The organism is Comamonas sp. MYb21, assembly GCF_037479395.1.
Lineage (GTDB): Bacteria > Pseudomonadota > Gammaproteobacteria > Burkholderiales > Burkholderiaceae_C > Comamonas.
Genome location: NZ_JBBGZC010000009.1, coordinates 148,669 through 168,759 on the forward strand (window position 1 = coordinate 148,669; position 20,091 = coordinate 168,759).

Genomic DNA, 20,091 nt, shown 5'->3' on the forward strand with positions numbered 1-20,091 from the left:
GAGGGATAAAAACATGGCACAAGTACATACCAGCAGCGGCCTGCGCGCGCTGCGCGGCAAGGCCGCCATCAGCGGCGTGGCCACCTATGGCTGCGGCGAAGCCCCGGGCTCGGACGATATGCTGCTGCTCGCCCGCGCTGCCCATGCGGCCGTGGCCGATGCCGGCCTGACGATGCAGGACATCGACGGCCTGGCCACCTGCAGCGTCAACGCCACCATGTGGCCCATGCCGGTGATCGAGCACCTGGGCATCAACCCGAACTACATCAACGGCACCATGGTGGGCGGCTCCAGCTTTATCGCCCACCTGCTGCCCTCGATCATGGCCTTGGAGGCCGGCCAGTGCAAGCATGTGCTGGTCTGCTACGGCAGCGCCCAGCGCTCGGCCGCCTTTGGCCGCAAAGAATCGACCGCTGCGCGCAAGTTCATGGACCCGCAGCCTTTTGAGCACCCGTTTGAGCCCACGATGCCGGTCGCGGCCTATGCGATGGCTGCGGCGCGCCATATGCACCAGTACGGCACCACGCGCGAGCAGCTTGCGGCCGTCGCCGTCTCGGCGCGCCAGTGGGCGCAGAAGAACCCCGAGGCCTTCATGCGCGATCCGCTCTCCATCGAGCAGGTGCTGGGCGCGCGCATGGTGGCCGATCCCTTCACCGTGCGCGACTGCTGCCTGGTGACCGATGGCGGCGGCGCCTTTGTGCTCAGCCGCGCCGAAGATGCCCAGCGCGGCCCGAACGCGCCCATCTATGTGCTGGGCAATGCGACCGCTTGCTGGAACCGCCAGATCTCGTCGATGCCCGACCTCACCGTCACCGCTGCAAGCCAGTCGGGCGCGCAGGCCTTTGCGATGGCGGGCCTGACGGCGCAGGACATGGATGTGGTCGAGCTCTACGACGCCTTCACCATCAACACCCTGCTCTTCCTGGAAGACCTGGGCTTTGTCAAAAAGGGCGAGGCCGGTGCCTTTGTTGCCAGCGGCGCGATTGCACCGGGCGGCAGCCTGCCGGTCAACACCAATGGCGGCGGCCTGTCCTGCGTGCACCCGGGCATGTACGGCATCTTTGCGCTGATCGAGGCGGTGCGCCAGCTGCGCGGCAACTGCGGCGAGCGCCAGGTGGCGGGCGCCCAGCTCGCACTGGCCCACGGCAATGGCGGCACCTTGTCCAGCCAGGCCACGGCGATTTTGGGCACGGCGGCAACGCTCTAAAGGCCCGCAACAGAGAACCATCCATGATCCGAGACCAAGAAACCCTGGACGCGCTGCTCGACAGCGTGCGCCGCTTTGTGCGCGAGCGCCTGGTGCCCGCCGAAAACGAAGTCGCCGAGACCGACGAGATCCCCGAAGCCATCGTGCAGGAGATGCGCGATCTGGGCCTGTTTGGCCTGACCATTCCCGAAGCGTTCGGCGGCCTGGAGCTGACGATGGAAGAGGAAGTGCATGTGCTGCTGGAGCTGTGCCAGACCTCGCCCGCCTTCCGCTCGGTGATCGGCACCACGGTGGGCATCGGCTCGCAAGGCATCCTGATGGATGGCACCGATGCCCAGAAGGCCGAATGGCTGCCGCGCCTGGCCACCGGCGAGGTGATCGCCTCGTTTGCGCTGACCGAGCCCGAAGCCGGCTCGGACGCGGCCTCCCTGCGCACCACCGCCGTCAAGCAGGGCGACCACTACCTCGTCAACGGCACCAAGCGCTTCATCACCAATGCGCCCCATGCCGGCATGTTCACCCTGATGGCGCGCACCAACCCGGCCGACAAGGGCGCCGGGGGCGTGTCCTCCTTCATCGTCGATGCCAAGAGCCCGGGCATCAGCTTTGGCAAGTACGACAAGAAGATGGGCCAGCGCGGCGCCCACACCTGCGATGTGATCTTTGACAACGTCAAGGTGCCCGCAGCCAACCTGATTGGCCTGCAAGAGGGCCGGGGCTTCAAGACCGCGATGAAGGTGCTGGAAAAGGGCCGTATCCACATCGCCGCCGTAGCGGTGGGCTGCGCCAAGCGCATCCTGCGCGATGCGCTGCAGTACTCGCTCGAGCGCAAGCAGTTTGGCCAGGCGATCTGCGACTTCCAGCTGGTGCAGGCCATGCTGGCTGACAGCCAGGCCGAGCTCTATGCCGCCGAGTGCATGACCATCGACGCCGCGCGCCGCCGCGATGCGGGCCAGAACGTCTCGACCGAGGCATCGAGCGCCAAGATGTTTGCCACCGAGATGTGCGGCCGCGTGGCCGACCGTGCGGTGCAGATCCTGGGCGGCTCGGGCTATATGGCCGAGTACGGCATCGAGCGCTTCTACCGCGATGTGCGCCTGTTCCGCCTCTACGAGGGCACCACCCAGATCCAGCAGATCATCATTGCGCGCAACATGGTGCGCGACGCCAAGGCCGCCGCATGAGCACCACCCCACCCCGCCAGCAGCTGAGCATCGAGGACCTCAACACCCGCGTGCCCTTTTTGCGCCTCATCGGCGCGCGCCAGGACCCGAACTTTGAAGACGGCATCGTGCGCGTGCACCTGCCCGACCTGCGCGAGGAGCTGTGCAACCAGCTGCCCGCCGCGCATGGCGGCATTCTGATGACCCTGCTCGACGTGGCCATGTCGCGCGCTGCCGTGCTCGCGCCCGGCGCGCCGTCGAGCACCGCCGTCACCGTCGAGATGTCCTCGCGCTTCATCTACCCGGGCCGTGGCCCGCTGGTCGCCGAAGGCTGGGTCATCAACCAGGGCCGCTCGCTGTGCACCTGCCAGGCCAACATCTACGACGCCAACCGCCGCATCCTGGCCACCGCCCAGGGCACCTTCAAGTACTGGAAAGCCCACGCCTACGACAACACGGCCGAACCCAGTGCATAACTGAGGGGAAAAGCACGGGCATGTGCATAGTTTTGTGGATAAGCCGCTGACTTATCCCAGCTCAGCCAGAAATTCACAAATTTATCCCCAACGACAACGCGACCCGAAGGTCGCGTTTGTTTTTTGGAGGAAGGAAACCAGGATTGTGATTCAGGTATTCAACAGCTGGGTTAGCAGCGCGCACAGCGCCCCGAACCATTCACCCCAATGGCGAGATGGGCCCGCAGGCTAGGCGTGGCGCCGCAGACAATACTTTGGTATGGCAAGGCGCCACAACAACGCATGCGGGCCCATATCGCCACCCCCATACGAAAACCACCCAAGCCCCAGCCAGACTAAGCATTCGCCGCAGCACACATGCACCACGAACAAACACTTCAGACCTAGAAAACTTACTTATCCGGCAGCTCGATCTTCACTTCCAAGACTTCGAGATTGTCTTGTCGTTCGAGATTGACGCGGACGTCATCTGGGTTGATGGAGACATACTTGGCAATGACAGCCATCAGCTCCTTCTGCAGCGCAGGGAGATAATCGGGCTGGTTATTGCTACGGCCCGTGCGCTCACGCGCCAAAATAATCTGCAGCCGCTCCTTGGCGACCGACGCGGTCTTTTTCTTTTCACCCAAGAACAGGGACAGCAAGGACATTGAACTTACCTCCCAAAAATGCGTTTGAAGAAACCAGGCTTCTGCGCATCGGTAAAGCGCATCGGCTTGTCTTCACCCAAAAAGCGTGCCACCACATCCTTGTAGGCTTCGGACACATCGGTCTGGTTCAGGTTGATCGCAGGCGTGCCCTGGTTGGACGCCTGCAGCACCGATTCCGACTCGGGAATCACACCGATCAGCGGAATGCGCAGAATGTCCTGGATATCTTCCAGCGACAGCATCTGGCCGTCCTGCACCCGGTTGGGGTTGTAGCGCGTGATCAGCAAGTGCTCCTTGATCGGATCGCCGCCATCGACGGCGCGCTTGGTCTTGGAGCTGAGCATGCCCAGGATGCGGTCCGAGTCACGCACGGAAGAGACCTCGGGGTTGGTGACCACCAGCGCCTCGTCGGCAAAGTGCATCGCCATCAGCGCGCCGCTCTCGATACCGGCGGGCGAGTCGCAGACGATGAAGTCAAAGTCCATCGCCGCCAGGTCCTTGAGGATCTTCTCGACCCCGTCCTGCGTCAGCGCATCCTTGTCGCGCGTTTGCGAGGCGGCCAGGATGTAGAGGTTCTCCAGCTGCTTGTCCTTGATCAGCGCCTGGTTGAGGTTGGCCTCGCCCTGGATCACATTGATCAGGTCATAGACCACACGGCGCTCGCAGCCCATGATCAGGTCCAGATTGCGCAGGCCGACATCGAAGTCGATCACCGCAGTCTTGTGGCCGCTCAGTGCCAGTCCGGCCGCAAAGCTTGCACTGGTGGTAGTTTTTCCAACTCCGCCCTTGCCGGAAGTTACAACGACGATTTTTGCCATCTTTCGATCCGATCCCTTTACGTCCTCAAATGTCCAAAGCCCGGTGCGGGCCGTCCCCGTGCGCCTGTCACAGCGGCTCGATCAACAGTTTCTCACCTTCAAGCCGCACCACGGCTGCCTTGCCCGACAGCTCGGCGGGCCAATCCGACTCGACCGTGCGGTAGATGCCCGCGATGGACACCAGCTGCGGCTCAAAACAGGTGCAATAAATACGTGCGCTCTTGTCCCCCCGCGCGCCGGCCACGGCCCGGCCCCGCAAGGGCCCGTAGACATGGACGTTGCCATCGGCAATCACCTCGGCGCCGTAGCTGACGATGGCGTTGACGATCACATCGCTGCCCGCCGCATAGACCTGCTGGCCCGAGCGCATCGGTTTGTCGACCCGCATGGTCGCCTTGGCCGGCAGCTGCACTTCCTTGATGACCTCGACTTCGACCTCGCGCACTTCGGGCTCGGCCGCCTTGCGCGCCGGTGGCGCCTCGGGCGCGGCGATCAGGCCGGCCGCATAGGCACTGGCCATCTGCGCCTCGCTGCCGCCGCGCACCGCCACCGGTGTGGTGCGGTACTGGCGCAGCAAGGCCACCAGGGCGGCAAAGTCGATGTCCTCATCGGCCTCGCGCAGCTGCGCCAGATCGACCAGCACCGGGTCATGGTCGAAAAAGGCGGAATCGCTGCCAAAACGCTCGGCAAACTCCTGCGCCAACTGCTCCAGGTCGGCCGAACGCAGAGCGAACGCAACCACCGGCAACTGGGCGCTTTTCATATCGAAACCGCTGCGCTGGGTCGTTTCACCTGACATGGTTATAAGCCGATCTAGTTACTGGACATGAATCGGCAAAGTGTAACCTGCCTGACGTGAATCGCCGCAGCCGGTCTGCCGTTTTGCCCGGATTGACAACACTCTTTTACCAATGAAGCCGCGCTTACGGGCGGATACAGAGTGCCATGAAAAAGGGCGCTTGCGCGCCCTCAAAGAATGCCACAACCCGTCAAGGCTTGAGCTGGAAACCGCAGTGGCCGCAGAACACATCGTCGGCCGCCACCACTTCAAAGCAGCTGCGGCAGCGCAGCAAGGGCTCGGAGGCCGCCGGTGCCGCTGGCGCTGCTGTAGGCGGCAAGGCCGATGCGGCTGCCGCGCCGCCGGCTACTGCTGCAGCACCCAGGCCGGCTGCTGGCGCTGGCGCCACCGGGGCTTGCACCGGGGCAGGAGCCACCACGGGTGCCGAGGCTACAGGAGTCGTGCCTACAGGAGCCGGAGCGACAGGGGCTGGTGGCTGCACAGGCGCAGGCTCCTGTACCGGCGCGGCCACCGGTGCAGGGACTGGCGCCACGGGCGCAGCAGGTGCAGCAGATGCGACCGGCGCAGGTGCCGGGGCAAAGATATCGTGTTGCGGTGCCACCGGTGCGGAAGGCGTCACTGGCGCCACAGGCGCTGCCGGGCCGCGTGCCGCAGCACCCTGGTGGCCATGGCCATCCATATGCGCGGCATGGCGCACCTTGTCGGCCGCTTCACGGGCCATGCCCTGGGCCTGGCGGGCCTTTTCGCGCGCCAGGTCAATGCCGGCCTGCAGGCTCTCTTCGGTGCCCTGCTCATCAAGACCGTCGGTGACCATCAGGTAGATGATGTTCACACCCATGATCATCACCTGCATGGTCAGCGCCATCAGCACCGCAAACAGGATCACGGTCGACAGGGTGCCGGCCAGCATATGGCCGCTGCTGGCCATCGCGCCAAAGGCGGCGGAGTTGCCCATGCCGCCCATCGAGGCCATCATGCTCGGGCCAATCACGCCGCTGGCAATGGCCGTCATGTAGGCAAAGCCGGGGATGAAGCCGGTGAACACCACCAGGGTGATCACGGTGATGACGATGTAGAGCGCCAGCAGCATCAGCACCAGTGGCACCAGGCGCGTGCGCACGACGGCCACCACCAGCGATACTGCGCGGCGCAGCGAGCGGCCATCCCAGATCGCGGGCGCGAGCAGCGGCGCGGCCACCCAGTACAGCGCGATGAAGAACACCGAGGCGGCGATCACCATCACCGGGTGGGCAAAGAACAGCAGGATCGGTCCGATGAACGGGATCTTGCAGACGAAATACACAATGGCCGCCACCAGGCACAGGCCCAGCACCACAGCCAGTACCAGCAGACCAAACAGGATAAAGCGCGGCACACACAGCAGGCCCGCCCGGATCGCGGCGGCAACGCTGCGCTGCTCCACATCCTTGGCCTTGTCCTGCAGCAGGATGCCGACGGCCGACATGCCGGCGGAGAACACCACCGAGGCGATGACCAGGAACAGCAGCGCCAGCAGCATGCTGCCCGCACGGGTTGCCAGCATCTGGCCGCCCACCATCACCAGCCCTCCGGCCAGCCAGGTCAGGAACGACAAGCCGAGCACACGCCATTGGGTCAGCCCCTCGGCCGCTCGCATCAGTTGGCCAAAGTCAATGGACTTCAACATCGATTGGGGAGAAGACATCTGCGATTCCTTCGTCGTTTTTACCGTATAGCTGCTCTGCCATGGCCCGCGCAGGCGCGTTCATGGCGGAGATGGAGGGATGGGCCGCCTGCTCAGTCGATGCGACTGGGCCAGGGCTTGGCCTGGATCACGAAGTGCTCGACACCGGCGGGCACATTCTTGTCGGCCGATTTCTTGACCTCGACCGGGTTGCCGGCCTCGGTGGGCGCGGTGCCGGAGTTGGTGTTGACCTTCTTGGCGCGCAGATCGCGCGGCGAGACGGTCACATAGATCGTCGCGCCGCCGCGGTTGTCGGCCATCATCGTGGCGATGTCCTTGATGGCGACCATCGCATCCTTGTGCTCCTGGCGCGACTTGGTGGCCCAGGGCAGATCGAGCGAGACCGAATCGAGCACCGGCATGGCGCGCGTGGCGGGCGCCTGGCTGGTGCTGAAGACCTGCTCGGTCGTCATGGTCTTGCTGCCTTCCTTGATGCGCTGCTTGGCAGGCAAGGCCGACATGGCCTCAACGGCACGCAGGCGCAGGGCCTCGGCTTCGTCGATCTCGCCCTTCATCTTCTGCTCCCAGGTCAGCAGTGCAGGTGGCACGGCAGGCTCACGGCAGCCGGGGGGGGATGCGACACCGCATTCGACCTGCACCGGCACGGCCGGCGCCGGAGCCGGCGCGGGTTCTGGCGGAGGGGCTGCACAACCGGCCAGCGCGAGCACCGACACCAGGGCGGACATTTTCATCAACAGCTTCACAAGGCTCTCCTTCAATTCAGCAAATCATCCAAGGTCTGTTTGCGCGCCGGCTTGCGCACCGCCGGGCGGGCCGGTGCAGGTGCCGGGGCGGGCGCTTCTTCCACCGCCACCGCAGCGGCTGCCGCGTCCTCGGCGGGCGCTGGCGCCAGCAGCGTTTCATTGGGGGCGAGTGCGGCATCGGTCGCGACCATCGCAGGCGCTGCGGACTCTACCTGCACGGCGGCATCGGCGGCCACGGGCTGGGCGGGCGCAGCAGGGGCGGAGACGCTGGGCGCTGCCACCGCGCCACCAGCCGGGCGCCCTTGCTGGCTCTTCCACCACCAGGCGCCGCCACCGGCCAGGACAGCGACGCCCAGCAGCGCCAGCACGATGCGCAGCCCCTGGCCACTGGGGGGCTGCGGGGCTTCAGGCATGGGGTTGCGCAGCTGCGCGCTGGCACGTGGCCGCACAGGGGTATCGGGGGCAACGGGAGGGGCACGCCTGGCAGCGGCATCGGTCTCCCACAAGGGCACCTCGGGATCGCGCAGTGCGGGCGCAGGCACGGCCGCTGCCGGGCTTGCCGCCGCTCCGCCAATCACCATCGCGGCGCTGGTCTGGATGCGCTCGCCCGGCGGCAAGCTCGAGGGCGGCAGGGAGCTGTCCTGCACATTGCCAAAGACCAGGATGGCCTTTTCTTCGGCCACGCTCAGCGGGGCATCCCAGTCGGGGGCCGTGTCCTGAAATCCAGGGGTTTCTTCAAAGCGGCATCCACACTGCTTGCAAAACAGCGCCTGGCCCTTGCACAGCGCGCCGCAATCGGGGCAGGTGGCGTAGGCGGCCACCGGCGCAGCCGGCGCACTGCGCGGGCTGGCTGCGGTCTCGGGCGCCACGGCGGTCTGCAGCTTGCAGCCGCATTTTCGACAAAATTTGGCGCCGGCGGCCAATGCCTCGCCACATTGCACACAGTTCATGGAAACCCTCTCTCCCTAAACAAACAGGTTGCTGCTAGCAACCTACCGTATTTGTTATCAATGTCATTGTGATTATCTATCGCATTGGCCAAACAAGCCAGTGTCAGCACACCACAGACTTGCACGGTCATTGCCGCTGGGGCCCCTGCAGTCCCCGCCCCGGCCCTGGTTAGAGAGTTTCCCTCTCTCTACAAGGCTTGGCAAATTCACTATGATGCAGCACCTTTTCTCTCGCTCGCCTGCAACTGCCCCTCCCGGAGCAGCCCTGCCTGCGGCCTGCCAAAACCATGTCTGATTCCTTCCTTCCCCGCTGGCGTGAAGTGCGCCCCAGCGCTGACGATGTCGTCGCACCCGACGAGCGCCTGCCCTGGCCACAAACCTCGATCATGGGGGTGCAGCATGTCATCGCCATGTTTGGCTCGACCATTCTGGCGCCCATTTTGATGGGTTTTGACCCCAATGTCGCCATTTTGATGAGTGGCGTCGGCACTTTGATCTTCTTTTTGATCACCGGCGGGCGCGTGCCCAGCTACCTGGGATCGAGCTTTGCGTTCATCGGCGTGGTGATTGCCGCCACCGGCTATGCCGGCTCCGGGCCCAATGCCAACATCGGCATGGCGCTGGGCGGCATCATCGCCTGCGGCCTGCTCTACACCTTGATCGGCTTTATCGTGCAGGCGGTCGGCACCGGCTGGATCGAGCGCTTCATGCCGCCGGTGGTGACGGGCGCGATCGTGGCCGTGATCGGCCTGAACCTGGCCACGGTTCCTGTCAAGAACATGGCCAGCAACAACTTCGAGAGCTGGATGCAGGCGATGACCTTTGTCTGCGTCGGCATGGTGGCCGTGCTCACCCGGGGCATGGTGCAGCGCCTGCTGATTCTGGTGGGCCTGATTGCCGCAGCCATCCTCTACGCCATCCTGACCAATGGCATGGGCCTGGGCAAGCCGGTCGATCTGTCGGGCCTGGCCACGGCCGCCTGGATCGGCATGCCCAATTTCTCGGCCCCCCAGTTCAGCCCGCAGGCGATGGTGCTGATCGCCCCGATCGTGATCATCCTCGTGGCCGAGAACCTGGGCCACATCAAGGCCGTGACGGCCATGACCGGCCGCAACCTGGACCAGTACATGGGCCGGGCCTTCATCGGTGACGGCGTGGCCACGATGGTCAGCGGCGGCGTGGGCGGCACGGGCGTGACCACCTATGCAGAAAACATCGGTGTGATGGCGGCCACCCGCATCTACTCCACCGCGGTGTTCATGGTCGCAGGCCTCATTGCACTGCTGCTGGGCTTTTCGCCCAAGTTTGGCGCGCTGATTCAGGCGATTCCGCTGCCCGTCATGGGCGGTGTGTCCATCGTGGTGTTCGGCCTGATTGCGGTGGCCGGCGCCAAGATCTGGGTGGAAAACAAGGTGGATTTCTCGCAGCACAAGAACCTGATCGTCGCGGCCATCACGCTGATCATCGGCACCGGTGACTTCACCCTGAAGTTCGGCAGCTTTGCGCTGGGCGGCATCGGGACCGCGACCTTTGGCGCGATCATCCTCTACCAGCTGCTCAACCGCAGCGACAAGCGCTGAGCGGCACGCCAACGCATCCTCAAGCCCGGTTGTCCCGGGCTTTTTTATGCGCTAAATTGTTGCAGTGCAACAATAAATTGCCAGCGCAGTAGCACTTATCCACAATCGGGTATTCCCGGATCCTCAATGGTTTCGGGTGCAACGACTGCTAAGATTTGCCCGCCTCGCAGCCCGGCCATTGCCGCCGGGCAGCATCTGTAGACAATAACGAAAACACCTTCCTGGAGTCTCCCCCCATGTCGTTGAATGACCGTGTGCGCTGCAGCGCGCTGCACTCCCGCATCATGTCCGCAGCCGACGCGGCCGCCCTGATCCCTGCTGGCGCCAATGTGGGCATGAGTGGCTTCACCGGCGCAGGCTACCCCAAGGCCCTGCCCCAGGCCATCGCAGCCCATGCCAAGGCCGAGCATGCCGCCGGCCGGCCCTACAAGATCAATGTCTGGACGGGCGCCTCCACCGCTGCCGAATGCGACGGCGTGCTGGCCGAGGCCGCTGCCATCGGCCAACGCCTGCCCTTCAACACCGACCCGATCGCGCGCAAGTCCATCAATGCCGGCGACATCGACTTCATCGACATGCACCTGTCCCACGTCGCCCAGCACGCCTGGTTCGGCTTTCTGGGCCACATGCATGTGGCGGTGGTCGAAGTGCTGGGCATCACCGCCGATGGCCTGCTGATCCCGTCGACTGCCGTTGGCAACAACAAGACCTGGCTGGAGATTGCCGACAAGGTGATCCTGGAGGTGAACACCAAGCCGCCCGCCAAGATGGAAGGCATGCACGACATCTACTACGGCACCGCCATCCCGCCGCGCCGCGTGCCCATCCGCATGACCCATGCCGATGACCGCATTGGCGAGGGCTACCTGAAGGTGGACCTGGACAAGGTCGTCGCCGTCGTCGAGACCCACAAAGGCGACCGCGACAATGTGTTTGCTGCGCCGGACGCCAACTCCAACACCATTGCCGCCTCCATCATCGACTTTCTCTCGCACGAGATGAAGATGGGGCGCCTGCCCCAGGAGATGCTGCCCATCCAGTCGGGCGTGGGCAATGTGGCCAATGCCGTGCTGGCCGGCCTGCTCACCGGCCCCTTCGACAACCTGCTGGGCTTTACCGAAGTGCTGCAGGACGGCATGCTGGACCTGCTGCGCACGGGCAAGATGGCGCGCGCCTCGGCCACCTCCATCTCGCTGTCGGCTGCTGCCTACCGCGATTTCGAGGAGAACATCGACTTCTACCGCGAACGCATCATCCTGCGCCCGCAGGAGATCTCCAACCACCCCGAGCTGGTGCGCCGCCTGGGCGTGATCGCGATGAACTCGATGATCGAGGCCGACATCTACGGCAATATCAACTCCACCCATGTGATGGGCTCGAGCATGATGAACGGCATTGGCGGCAGTGGCGACTTTGCGCGCAACGGCTACCTGTCCTTCTTCGTCACGCCCTCGGTGGCCAAGAACGGTCATATCTCCTGCATCGTGCCCATGTGCTCGCATGTGGACCACACCGAGCACGACACGCAAATCATCGTTACCGAGCAGGGCCTGGCCGATCTGCGCGGCCTCTCGCCCCGGCAGCGCGCCAAGCTCATCATCGAGCGCTGCGCGCACCCGGACTTCCGCCCCATGCTGCAGGACTATGTGGACCGCGCGATGCACCAGTCTGCCGGCCTGCACACGCCCCATATCCTGACCGAGGCGCTGTCCTGGCACCAGCGCTACCTGGATACCGGATCGATGAAAATCGCCTGATTCCGGATCCTGACCCCGTTTCCATGCCCCGGCAGCTGCGCTGCGCGGGGCTTTTTGCATCTGTCTCCGACGCAATAGCGGCAGCGGGCGCTGCGGCGCACAATAGCGGCGATCCATGGCATCAGCTATGTAAAAAGCCGCAGCAGCCGTTGATAAATCTGAACATACAGCTATCAAAAGCGAAGCACCTTAGCCACCCGTCCTACCCATAACAGCATCGGAGACCAACATGGACACCCTGGAACAGCGCACCATCTCCAAGATCAGCTGGCGGCTCTTGCCGCTGCTCATGGTCTGCTACTTCATCGCCTACCTCGACCGCGTCAATATCGGCTTTGCCGGGGCCAGCATGTCCAAGGACCTGGGGTTCTCGGCAGCGGTCTTTGGCAGCGCGGCCGGCATCTTCTTTCTGTCGTACTTTCTCTGTGAAGTACCCAGCAATCTGGCGCTGGAAAAGTTTGGCGCGCGCAAATGGATCGCCCGCATCATGTTCAGCTGGGGCGTGCTCTCGGCTGGCCAGGCCTGGGTGGACAGCGCCACCAGCTTCAATGTGGTGCGCTTTCTGCTGGGGATTGCCGAGGCGGGCTTTTTCCCCGGCGTGATCTTCTACATCACCCTGTGGTTCCCGGCCGCCTACCGGGCGCGCATCGTTGGTTGGTTCATGTTCGCCATTCCGATCTCCACAGTGATCGGCGCGCCCATCTCCGGCTTTATCCTTGATATGGACGGCATGGGCGGCATGCACGGCTGGCAGTGGCTGTTCATCCTGGAAGCGCTGCCCGCGATCTTCCTGACCTTTGTCGTGCTGTTCTACCTGCCCGATGGCCCGCAGGATGCCAAGTGGCTGAGCGACGAGGAACGTGCCTGGCTGGCCCAGACCCTGACGGCCGAGCGCCAGAACCGTGAATCCATCCACAAGATCTCCTGGAAGCAGACCCTGCTCAACCCCAAGGTGATCGCGCTGGGCTTTGTCTACATGGGCATCACCGTGCCGCTCTACGGCCTGGGCTTCTTCCTGCCGCAGATCATCAAGGGCTTTGGTGGCCTGTCCAATGTGCAGGTCGGCTTTATCAACGCCTTCCCCTACCTGGTGGGCGCGATCGCAATGATCTTCTGGACGCGCGGCTCCGACCGCATGAAGGAGCGCAAATGGTTTGTGCTGATTCCGCTGGCCTGCATCGTTGCCGGCCTGCTGATCGCCGCCAACACCGCCGCACCGGTGCCCAAGATGGCGGCGGTGACCCTGGCTGCCTTTGGCATCTTCAGCGCGCTGCCCACCTTCTGGACCCTGCCTACGGCCTTTTTGAGCGGCACCGCAGCCGCTGCGGGCATCGCCTGGATCAACTCCATCGGCAACCTGGGTGGCTACATCGGCCCCACGATCTTTGGCACGCTCAAGGACAAGATGGGCAACGATGTCTACGCCGTCATGTTCCTGGCATCGCTGGCGGTCGTCGCGTTTGCGCTGGTGTTCTTCATGCGCCATGACACCCGCGCTGAAGGCTTTGATGTGAAGGCCCAGGCCCACTAAGGCGCGGCTACACCCTCCTCCCAAAAAACAATGCGCCCTCGGGCGCATTGTTGTTGCTGCGGTGGATTCTTAAATCTGGAAATCCACGGTGGCGGCCTGCCCGGCCGATGGCCGCAGGCGCGTGCTGTCCTCCTCCCCCGCGCCGCCGCCCTTGCCATGCAAGGCAATGTCTGCGCTGTTCAGCGCGCGGGCGCAGCTGGCGGCAAACAGCAGGATGGCCGACGAGAAATAGATCCACATCAGCAGCACCACCAGCGAGCCGGCCGCGCCATAGGCCGAGACCACGGCAGCGGTGGACAGATACCAGGCCAGCACCTGCTTGCCGATGGTGAAGAGAAAGGCGCCAATGGCCGCGCCGGCAATCAGAAAACGCAGCCGGGGCTTGGTGCCGGTGCCGATGCGCATCATGCCGACAAACAGGGTGACGGTGATCAGGAAGGACACTGTTTCGTTGATGACGCCCAGCAGCATGCCAGGGGCTTCGACATGCAGCACGGCGCCCGCCCAGCGCGTGGTCATGCTCAGCATCGTCGTGAGGACCAGCGATATCAGCATCAAAAAGCCCAGCACCAGGATGTAGCCCAGGCCCCGCACGCGCTGCACCAGCGAGTACCACCAGGGCGTGCCGCTCTTGTCGACCTTCTCGCCATGGTTCCACAGGCGCTCAAGCGAGGTCTGCAGTTCCACAAACACCCCGGTCGCGCCCGACAGCAGCATCACAAAACCAATTGCCGAGGCGATCAGGCCTTGCGACTTGGTCTGCGCGCTCGACAGCGCACCGCGCACCACATCGGCCACTTGCGAGCCCATGATGTCTTCGACCTGGTGGATCAGGTTGCTCTCGATGTAGGAACGATCGAGCCACCAGCCCAGCACCCCCACCAAGAGCAGCAGCAGCGGCGCCAGGCTCAGCATGCCGTAGAAGGACATGGCCGCGCTCATGCGCAGACCATCGGCCGCCAACCATTGCTCGGCCGCATGGTAGAAGGGGCGGAAAGGATTGAGCTTGCGTTGCACCCGCTGGGCGAGCGTCGAGTCTTGTGTCACCATCGCCCGATTCTGGCATTGATGGGCGGCCCGCCGGTGTCAGCCATCGGCCATAGCTGGCACCCGGTGCCAATTCCTGACATTCTGCGATCCGCCCAGGCACCCTCAGCGCAGATGGTGCACCGGCTGCAGGCCATAGACGGGGGTCGCCAGCCCTTCCTGCCGCGCCTTGAGCTGCAGCGCCAGGTACAGCGAATAGTGGCGCGACTGGTGCAGGTTGCCACCGTGGAACCACAGCTGTGGCTGCTGGGTGGGCTTCCACATATTGCGCTGCTCGCCCTCCCAGGGGCCCGGGTCCTTGGTGGTGTCCGATCCCAGGCCCCAGACCTTGCCCACCTTGTCGGCCACCTCCTGGCTGATGAGCTCGGCCACCCAGCCATTCATCGAGCCATAGCCCGTGGCATAGACCACCAGGTCGGCCGGCAGCTCGGTGCCATCGCTCAGCACCACGGCGTTCTCGGTCAGGTGGCTGATGCCCTTGTTCTCGCCCGCCTGCAACTTGATGCTGCCGTCGATCACCAGGTCGCAGGCGCCCACATCGATGTAGTAGCCCGAGGCGCGGCGCAGGTACTTCATGAAGAGGCCCGAATCGTCATCACCAAAGTCCAGCATGAAGCCTGCCGCTTCGAGCTGGCGGTAGAACTCGGCATCGCGCTCGCGGATGCGGTCATACAGCGGCACCTGGAAGTCGGCCATGATGCGGTAGGGCAGCGAGGCAAAGACCAGGTCTGCCTTTTTCGTGGTCATGCCGCTGGCCACCGCGCGCTCCGAGTACAGATCGCCCAGGCCAATGTCCATCAGTGAATCGGAGCGCACGATATGCGTGGACGAGCGCTGCACCATGGTCACATCGGCGCCATGCTCCCAGAGCGCTGCGCAGATGTCGTGGGCCGAGTTGTTGGCGCCGATCACCACCACCTTCTTGCCGGCATAGGCCTCGGGCCCGGAATGCTGCGACGAGTGCTGCTGCTCGCCCCGAAAGCGCTCCTGGCCTTCGATGCGGGGGATGTTGGCCTTGCCCGACATGCCGGTGGCAAACACCAGCTGTTGGGGGCGCAGCACCATCTGGCGGCCCTCGCGCTCCACCGTCACTTCCCACTCCTGGGCCGCCTCGTCATAGCGCGCGCCCAGGCACTGGGTCGATGACCAGTAGTTCACCTCCATCACCCGGGTGTACATCTCCAGCCAGTCGCCAATCTTGTCCTTGGGCGCAAACACCGGCCAGTGCTCGGGAAAGGGGATGTAGGGCAGGTGGTCGTACCAGACCGGGTCGTGCAGGCACAGCGATTTGTAGCGCTTGCGCCATTGGTCACCCGGGCGCGGCTGCCGGTCGATGACGATGTGCGACACGCCCAGCTGGCGCAGCCGCGCGCCCAGCGCAATACCGCCCTGGCCGCCGCCAATCACCAGCACATAGGGCTGGCGGCTCTCGCCCAGGGTCTCGGCCTCTTCCTGCTGCCGGTCCAGCCAGGTCTTGCGGCCCCGGCGTATGCCGTGCTCGGCCCCCATCGGCCGGCGCAGGCCTTGCGCCTCTTCAAAGCCCTTGAGCTCCTGGATCGTGGTCAGCAAGGTCCAGATGCGCCCATCGCGAATACGCAGATGGCCCAGGCCCCGCGCATGGCGCGCATCCACCACCAGCCAGGCGCTCAGCACGCCATCGGCCTCGGTCACTTCCTCCTTCGGATCGAGCTGCAGCACCAGGGGCGCGGCGGCATCGAGCTGCGCGGCCAGCATGTCAGCCACCTGCGCCGGGCCTTCGCAGGTCTTGAGGTTCCAGGTCAGCAGCACCAGGTCGCGCCAGAAGCAGTCCTGGGCAAACAGCTGGCTGGCCGCCGCAAAATCGCGGGCGGCCAGCGCCTGGTTGAGCTGGTCCAGCAGGGCCTGGGCGCGGGCAGCAGGTGTGTCTGCAGCCGAGGGGGTGGCCATCGGGGTGGCAGTAGCGGTGGTCATGGCTTGTCTCCTTTTATGGGCGATATCGCAGCGGCTCTGCGGCCGCAGCGTCAGCGTTTTTGCAAGCCCCATGCCAAGCGGCCATGCTGCACTGCAACCTCCTTCCACCAGGCGCGCGCATTGCGGGTTTGCCAGCAGCGGGCTGGCAGCGGCACTGCCGCAGCCGATGCAACACCTGTTGCATGCGCCCTTTTGCACTGCAGCATCTGTTGCGGGTTAGCCTGATTGGCAGCGCCGGGGCGCGGGCACAGAATCAGCCCGGTGATTGCAGGAGACCCGCCATGCCCATCCACAGCTATACCGCCCATGTCCAGGAGCTCGAAGCCTTTGGCATGGGCTACCCGCTGCAGGGAGAAGCACGCGACCGGGCCGTGCTGGGCAGCTGGCGCCGCTGCATCGACCAGCACCGGCTCGACCCGAGCCGCACCAGCGAAGCCCATATCGTGCCCGCCGGCCAGCTGCGCGCCCACCGAGAAGAGTCCGAGCCGCTGATCCGCATTGCCCGCAGCGGGCTCGAGCGCCTCTACCAGCAGCTCAAGGGCCTGGACTATGTGCTGCTGCTGGCCGACCGCCATGGCGTGGCGGTGGATTTTCTGGGCCATGACAGCGACGCCAGCGACCTGCGCAGCGCCGGCCTCTACCTGGGCGCGCAGTGGCGCGAGGATGTGGCAGGCACCTCGGCCGTCGGCACCTGCCTGGCCACGGGCGAGGCGCTGACGGTGCACCAGAGCGACCATTTCGACTTCACCCACACGCACCTGTCGTGTACCGCCGCGCCCATCTACGACCTCCAAGGCCAGCTCGCTGCGGTGCTGGATCTGTCCCTGCTGCGCTCGCCCGCCGCCCGCGCCAGCCAGCAGATGGCGCTGCACCTGGTCACCGCCGCCGTACGCCGGGTGGAGCTGGCCAACCTGATGGCCCAATCGGGCAGCGACTGGGTGCTGCGCCTGGCGCAATCGCCCGATTTTCTGGATGTCGATGCCGATGCGGCCCTCAGCATCGATGCGCGCGGCCGCATCCGCGCCATGACCCATGCCGCCAGCCGCATGCTGGCCGCCATTGCCGGGCTGAACTGGCGCCAGCACTCGTTGCTGACCGGCCAGCCCCTGGGCCGCTTTTTTGATACCGACCTGCAGGCCCTGCCGCAGCTGATGCGCAACCGCCCCGCGCAAGAGCGCATCCTGCGCGCACGCGACGGCAGCATCTGGTTTGCCCATGCGCTACCGCCCCAGCCGCGCAGCAGCGCGCAGCCCATCCCGCGCCCCACATTACCAGCGCCGCTGCAGGCGCTGAACACCGGCGATGCCGCCATGGGCCGGGTGCTGCACAAGGCCGCGCGGCTGGCGCCGCAGGACCTGCCGGTGCTGCTGCAGGGAGAGACCGGCAGCGGCAAGGAGTTTCTGGCCCGCGCGCTGCATGCGGCCAGCGGCCGCAGCGGTGCCTTTGTCGCCATCAACTGCGCCGCCATCCCCGAGGCGCTGCTCGAGAGCGAGCTGTTTGGCTACCTGCCCGGCACCTGGACAGGAGGCGCGCACAAAGGCCGCACCGGGCTGATCGAAGCCGCCCACCAGGGCAGCCTCTTTCTCGACGAAATCGGCGACATGCCGCTGGCCCTGCAGGCCAAGCTGCTGCGCGTGCTGTCCGAGTCGGAGATCACGCCCTTGGGCGCGCGTGCGCCGCGCAAGGTCGATATCCGGGTCATCTCCGCATCGCACCGGCCACTGGCCGAGCTGGCCCGCAGCGGCCAGTTCCGCGCCGACCTGCTCTACCGCCTGAACGCCGCCGAGCTGCCGCTGCCCGCCTTGCGCGAGCGCAGCGATCTGCTGGCCCTGGCCGAGCACATGCTCGCCGCCATGGGCTGCAGCCTGCGCCTGAGCGAGGCCGCACAAGCCGCCCTGCACGCCCACCCCTGGCCCGGCAATCTGCGCGAGCTACACAATGCGCTGCGCTATGCCGCCGCGCTGGCCGAGCAGCAAATCGACCTGGAGCACCTGCCCGATGCGCTGCAGCGCAGCCCCGCCGTGGCGCAGGGGCCGGACGCGGGCAGCGATGCAGCGGATGGCCCTGCGTTGGGTAGCGCCACGCTGGAGCAAGTCCTGGCCCAGTGCCAGGGCAATGTCTCCGAAGCCGCGCGCCTGCTGGGCGTCAACCGCTCCACCATCCACCGCCGCATCCAGCGCCAGCAGCTCAGCCGGGTGTTTGCCAGGCAGGACGGAGAGCGGCCTTAGGCCCTTGTTCACAGCCTCATCGCGCCCCGCACGCAACACGCAAGAGCCCCGCTACAGCAACGGCCTGCGCCGCCTCGGTTAGGCTGGTGCCACCACCCCCTTGCCGCATTGCCTGCCCATGCCCCGATACCGCTTTAATGTCTTTGGCCGCATCCTTGATCTGGAACCCGTCAGCACCGGCTGGCGCTGCTATGCCGTCGGGCAGGACGGCAAGCGCGCACCCGTGCAATTGGCCGTCCCCGCCGATCTGCCCGCCAGCGAGCTGGCCCAGTACCTCTACGACATCTACCATGAGATGGCGACAGGCAGCAGGGGCGATGTGACGGAGATGGGGGTGACGGGTGCGGGGGATGCATCCAGGAACGCAGGCACTCCCTGAGCGGATGTGTATGCAGCCACTGGGGATAGGGCTGGCATTCTGGTTGGCATTCGGGCGGTGCCCGAAGGGATAGCCTGCCACCCCACACCATCACGGCGCTTGCCTGGACAGCTGCGCAGCAGCTTCAGCACCGGCGGCGGTGCCGCTGCGGTGGGGCGCGAGCTGCCCAACCTGAAAGCCTCAGGCCAAGGCCTGGCGAGCGAGATGCGCCACGGCCAACTCCTGGCGGGCCTGGCTGCGCAATCCATCCTCTAAAAACCAGGCAGCGGATAAAGCGGCGTGGGCCATCACCCATCGGAGCAGGCGCTGGCGCTCCAGTCCCGCCACATCGACAATGACCGCCAACTGGCGCGCAAAGCGCAGCGGGTCGGTGCAGCTTGGCAGCTCCGGGTTGCACAGCACATTCACATAGTCGTAATAGCGTTCACCGCTGACGCGCTTGGGATCTATCGCCAGCCATCCGCGCTGCCCGAAATCAAGAATATTGCGGTGGTGCGCATCGCCATGCAAAACGACCTGCTCCCGCTGATCTAGCAAGAGCTCCTGGGCGACCATGGCGCAGTCGGCCATCAGCCCCCCTTCCCGCTGCGCCATCGGCGCCAGCGACCTGAAAAAATCCGCCAGCGGCAGCAGATGTTCAGGGGGGTCCGATGCGCGGTGGGAATGCAGCTGGGCCAGGGTGTGGCAGATGCAGGCCGTCGCAGCATCATCCTCGCCTGCCAAGGCCATGCGCAGCAAATCCTGGGAGCCCATGGCACGCTCCATCAGCAGCGCGCCTGACGCTGGATCACAGGCATAGACCCGCGCCGCGCCATGGCCACCCCACCATTGCAGCACCTGGCCGCCGATGCGTTCGTCAACATCTCGCGCCACCTTGATCATCGCCGGCAGGCCTGCTTGTGACCCGCTCAGGCTGACCGGCAGAAGATCACTGGTCGCCGTGACCACGGGCTTGCCAGCAGCGCTTGCACCCCAGCGCTGGAGATAGATATTGAAGGGTTCGAGGTCGGAGGACATGCACCGCATTGTCGTAGACGTGCATGTGCCCACCTGGAAATCCTGGCGCCCCACGCTGGCCGGCCGCTGATGGCTGCTGCGCACATCAAAAGCAAGACGGCACCTATTCGGG

The 20,091-nt window shown here is 65.2% G+C and carries 17 protein-coding genes; 8 read left to right on the forward strand and 9 right to left on the reverse strand.

Translation table 11 applies throughout. The features are described from left to right. Window positions 1-13 precede the first annotated feature (13 nt). The 3 genes from WH367_RS14780 to WH367_RS14790 are packed head-to-tail and all read left to right on the forward strand — an operon-like array spanning window position 14 to window position 2,846. Window positions 14-1,207 carry a thiolase gene (locus WH367_RS14780; RefSeq protein ID WP_021027469.1) on the forward strand — a complete coding sequence of 398 codons (1,194 nt, stop codon included), beginning with the start codon at window positions 14-16 and terminating at the stop codon, window positions 1,205-1,207. Between the two features lie 23 nt (window positions 1,208-1,230). Next, the gene (locus tag WH367_RS14785) at window positions 1,231-2,391 is read left to right on the forward strand and encodes an acyl-CoA dehydrogenase family protein (RefSeq protein ID WP_021027470.1); all 1,161 of its coding nucleotides are present in this window, start codon (window positions 1,231-1,233) and stop codon (window positions 2,389-2,391) included. Further along, window positions 2,388-2,846 (forward strand): PaaI family thioesterase, encoded by a 459-nt coding sequence (locus tag WH367_RS14790; protein WP_021027471.1) that lies wholly within the window; start codon window positions 2,388-2,390, stop codon window positions 2,844-2,846. Before WH367_RS14785 ends, WH367_RS14790 begins: the two co-directional genes overlap by 4 nt. A 392-nt stretch (window positions 2,847-3,238) precedes the next feature. Here WH367_RS14790 and minE read toward each other — a convergent pair whose 3' ends face one another. From minE to WH367_RS14820, 6 genes are all read right to left on the reverse strand, one after another. Next, complete coding sequence (gene minE, locus WH367_RS14795; RefSeq protein WP_021027472.1) at window positions 3,239-3,496, reverse strand: cell division topological specificity factor MinE; 258 nt, start codon at window positions 3,494-3,496, stop codon at window positions 3,239-3,241. 5 nt (window positions 3,497-3,501) lie between these two features. Next, window positions 3,502-4,314, reverse strand: a complete 813-nt coding sequence (minD, locus tag WH367_RS14800; RefSeq protein ID WP_021027473.1) for a septum site-determining protein MinD — start codon at window positions 4,312-4,314, stop codon at window positions 3,502-3,504. Between the two features lie 67 nt (window positions 4,315-4,381). Next, entirely contained in the window at window positions 4,382-5,113 is a 732-nt protein-coding gene (minC, locus tag WH367_RS14805) for a septum site-determining protein MinC (RefSeq protein ID WP_021027474.1), read from the reverse strand. Between the two features lie 190 nt (window positions 5,114-5,303). Beyond that, complete coding sequence (locus WH367_RS14810) at window positions 5,304-6,797, reverse strand: hypothetical protein (protein ID WP_339536673.1); 1,494 nt, start codon at window positions 6,795-6,797, stop codon at window positions 5,304-5,306. A 92-nt stretch (window positions 6,798-6,889) separates the two neighbouring features. Then, complete coding sequence (locus WH367_RS14815; protein WP_339536674.1) at window positions 6,890-7,528, reverse strand: hypothetical protein; 639 nt, start codon at window positions 7,526-7,528, stop codon at window positions 6,890-6,892. Window positions 7,529-7,551: 23 nt separating this feature from the next. Continuing rightward, complete coding sequence (locus WH367_RS14820; protein WP_339536675.1) at window positions 7,552-8,490, reverse strand: double zinc ribbon domain-containing protein; 939 nt, start codon at window positions 8,488-8,490, stop codon at window positions 7,552-7,554. Between the two features lie 287 nt (window positions 8,491-8,777). Between WH367_RS14820 and WH367_RS14825 the strand changes: the two genes are divergently transcribed. The 3 genes from WH367_RS14825 (at window position 8,778) to WH367_RS14835 (ending at window position 13,358) form a co-directional block, all read left to right on the forward strand. After that, window positions 8,778-10,070 (forward strand): solute carrier family 23 protein, encoded by a 1,293-nt coding sequence (locus tag WH367_RS14825; RefSeq protein WP_339536676.1) that lies wholly within the window; start codon window positions 8,778-8,780, stop codon window positions 10,068-10,070. 236 nt (window positions 10,071-10,306) lie between these two features. Further along, entirely contained in the window at window positions 10,307-11,827 is a 1,521-nt protein-coding gene (locus WH367_RS14830) for an acetyl-CoA hydrolase/transferase family protein (RefSeq protein ID WP_339536677.1), read from the forward strand. A 229-nt stretch (window positions 11,828-12,056) separates the two neighbouring features. Further along, window positions 12,057-13,358, forward strand: a complete 1,302-nt coding sequence (locus WH367_RS14835; RefSeq protein ID WP_339536678.1) for an MFS transporter — start codon at window positions 12,057-12,059, stop codon at window positions 13,356-13,358. Between the two features lie 69 nt (window positions 13,359-13,427). Here WH367_RS14835 and WH367_RS14840 read toward each other — a convergent pair whose 3' ends face one another. Together WH367_RS14840 and WH367_RS14845 are read right to left on the reverse strand one after the other, a co-directional pair. Further along, a complete protein-coding gene (locus WH367_RS14840; protein WP_339536679.1) occupies window positions 13,428-14,408 on the reverse strand; it encodes a YihY/virulence factor BrkB family protein in 981 nt (326 codons plus the stop codon). A gap of 102 nt (window positions 14,409-14,510) precedes the next feature. Continuing rightward, on the reverse strand, window positions 14,511-16,331 hold the full coding sequence (locus WH367_RS14845; RefSeq protein ID WP_339536759.1) for a flavin-containing monooxygenase: 1,821 nt from the start codon (window positions 16,329-16,331) through the stop codon (window positions 14,511-14,513). Window positions 16,332-16,636: 305 nt separating this feature from the next. Here WH367_RS14845 and WH367_RS14850 point away from each other — a divergent pair, with 305 nt between their 5' ends. Next, the gene (locus tag WH367_RS14850; RefSeq protein ID WP_339536680.1) at window positions 16,637-18,583 is read left to right on the forward strand and encodes a sigma-54-dependent Fis family transcriptional regulator; all 1,947 of its coding nucleotides are present in this window, start codon (window positions 16,637-16,639) and stop codon (window positions 18,581-18,583) included. Window positions 18,584-18,701: 118 nt separating this feature from the next. After that, the gene (locus WH367_RS14855) at window positions 18,702-18,962 is read left to right on the forward strand and encodes a DUF7661 family protein (protein WP_339536681.1); all 261 of its coding nucleotides are present in this window, start codon (window positions 18,702-18,704) and stop codon (window positions 18,960-18,962) included. A 180-nt stretch (window positions 18,963-19,142) separates the two neighbouring features. Here WH367_RS14855 and WH367_RS14860 read toward each other — a convergent pair whose 3' ends face one another. Next, a complete protein-coding gene (locus WH367_RS14860) occupies window positions 19,143-19,979 on the reverse strand; it encodes an aminoglycoside phosphotransferase family protein (protein ID WP_339536682.1) in 837 nt (278 codons plus the stop codon). Between the last annotated feature and the right edge of the window lie 112 nt (window positions 19,980-20,091).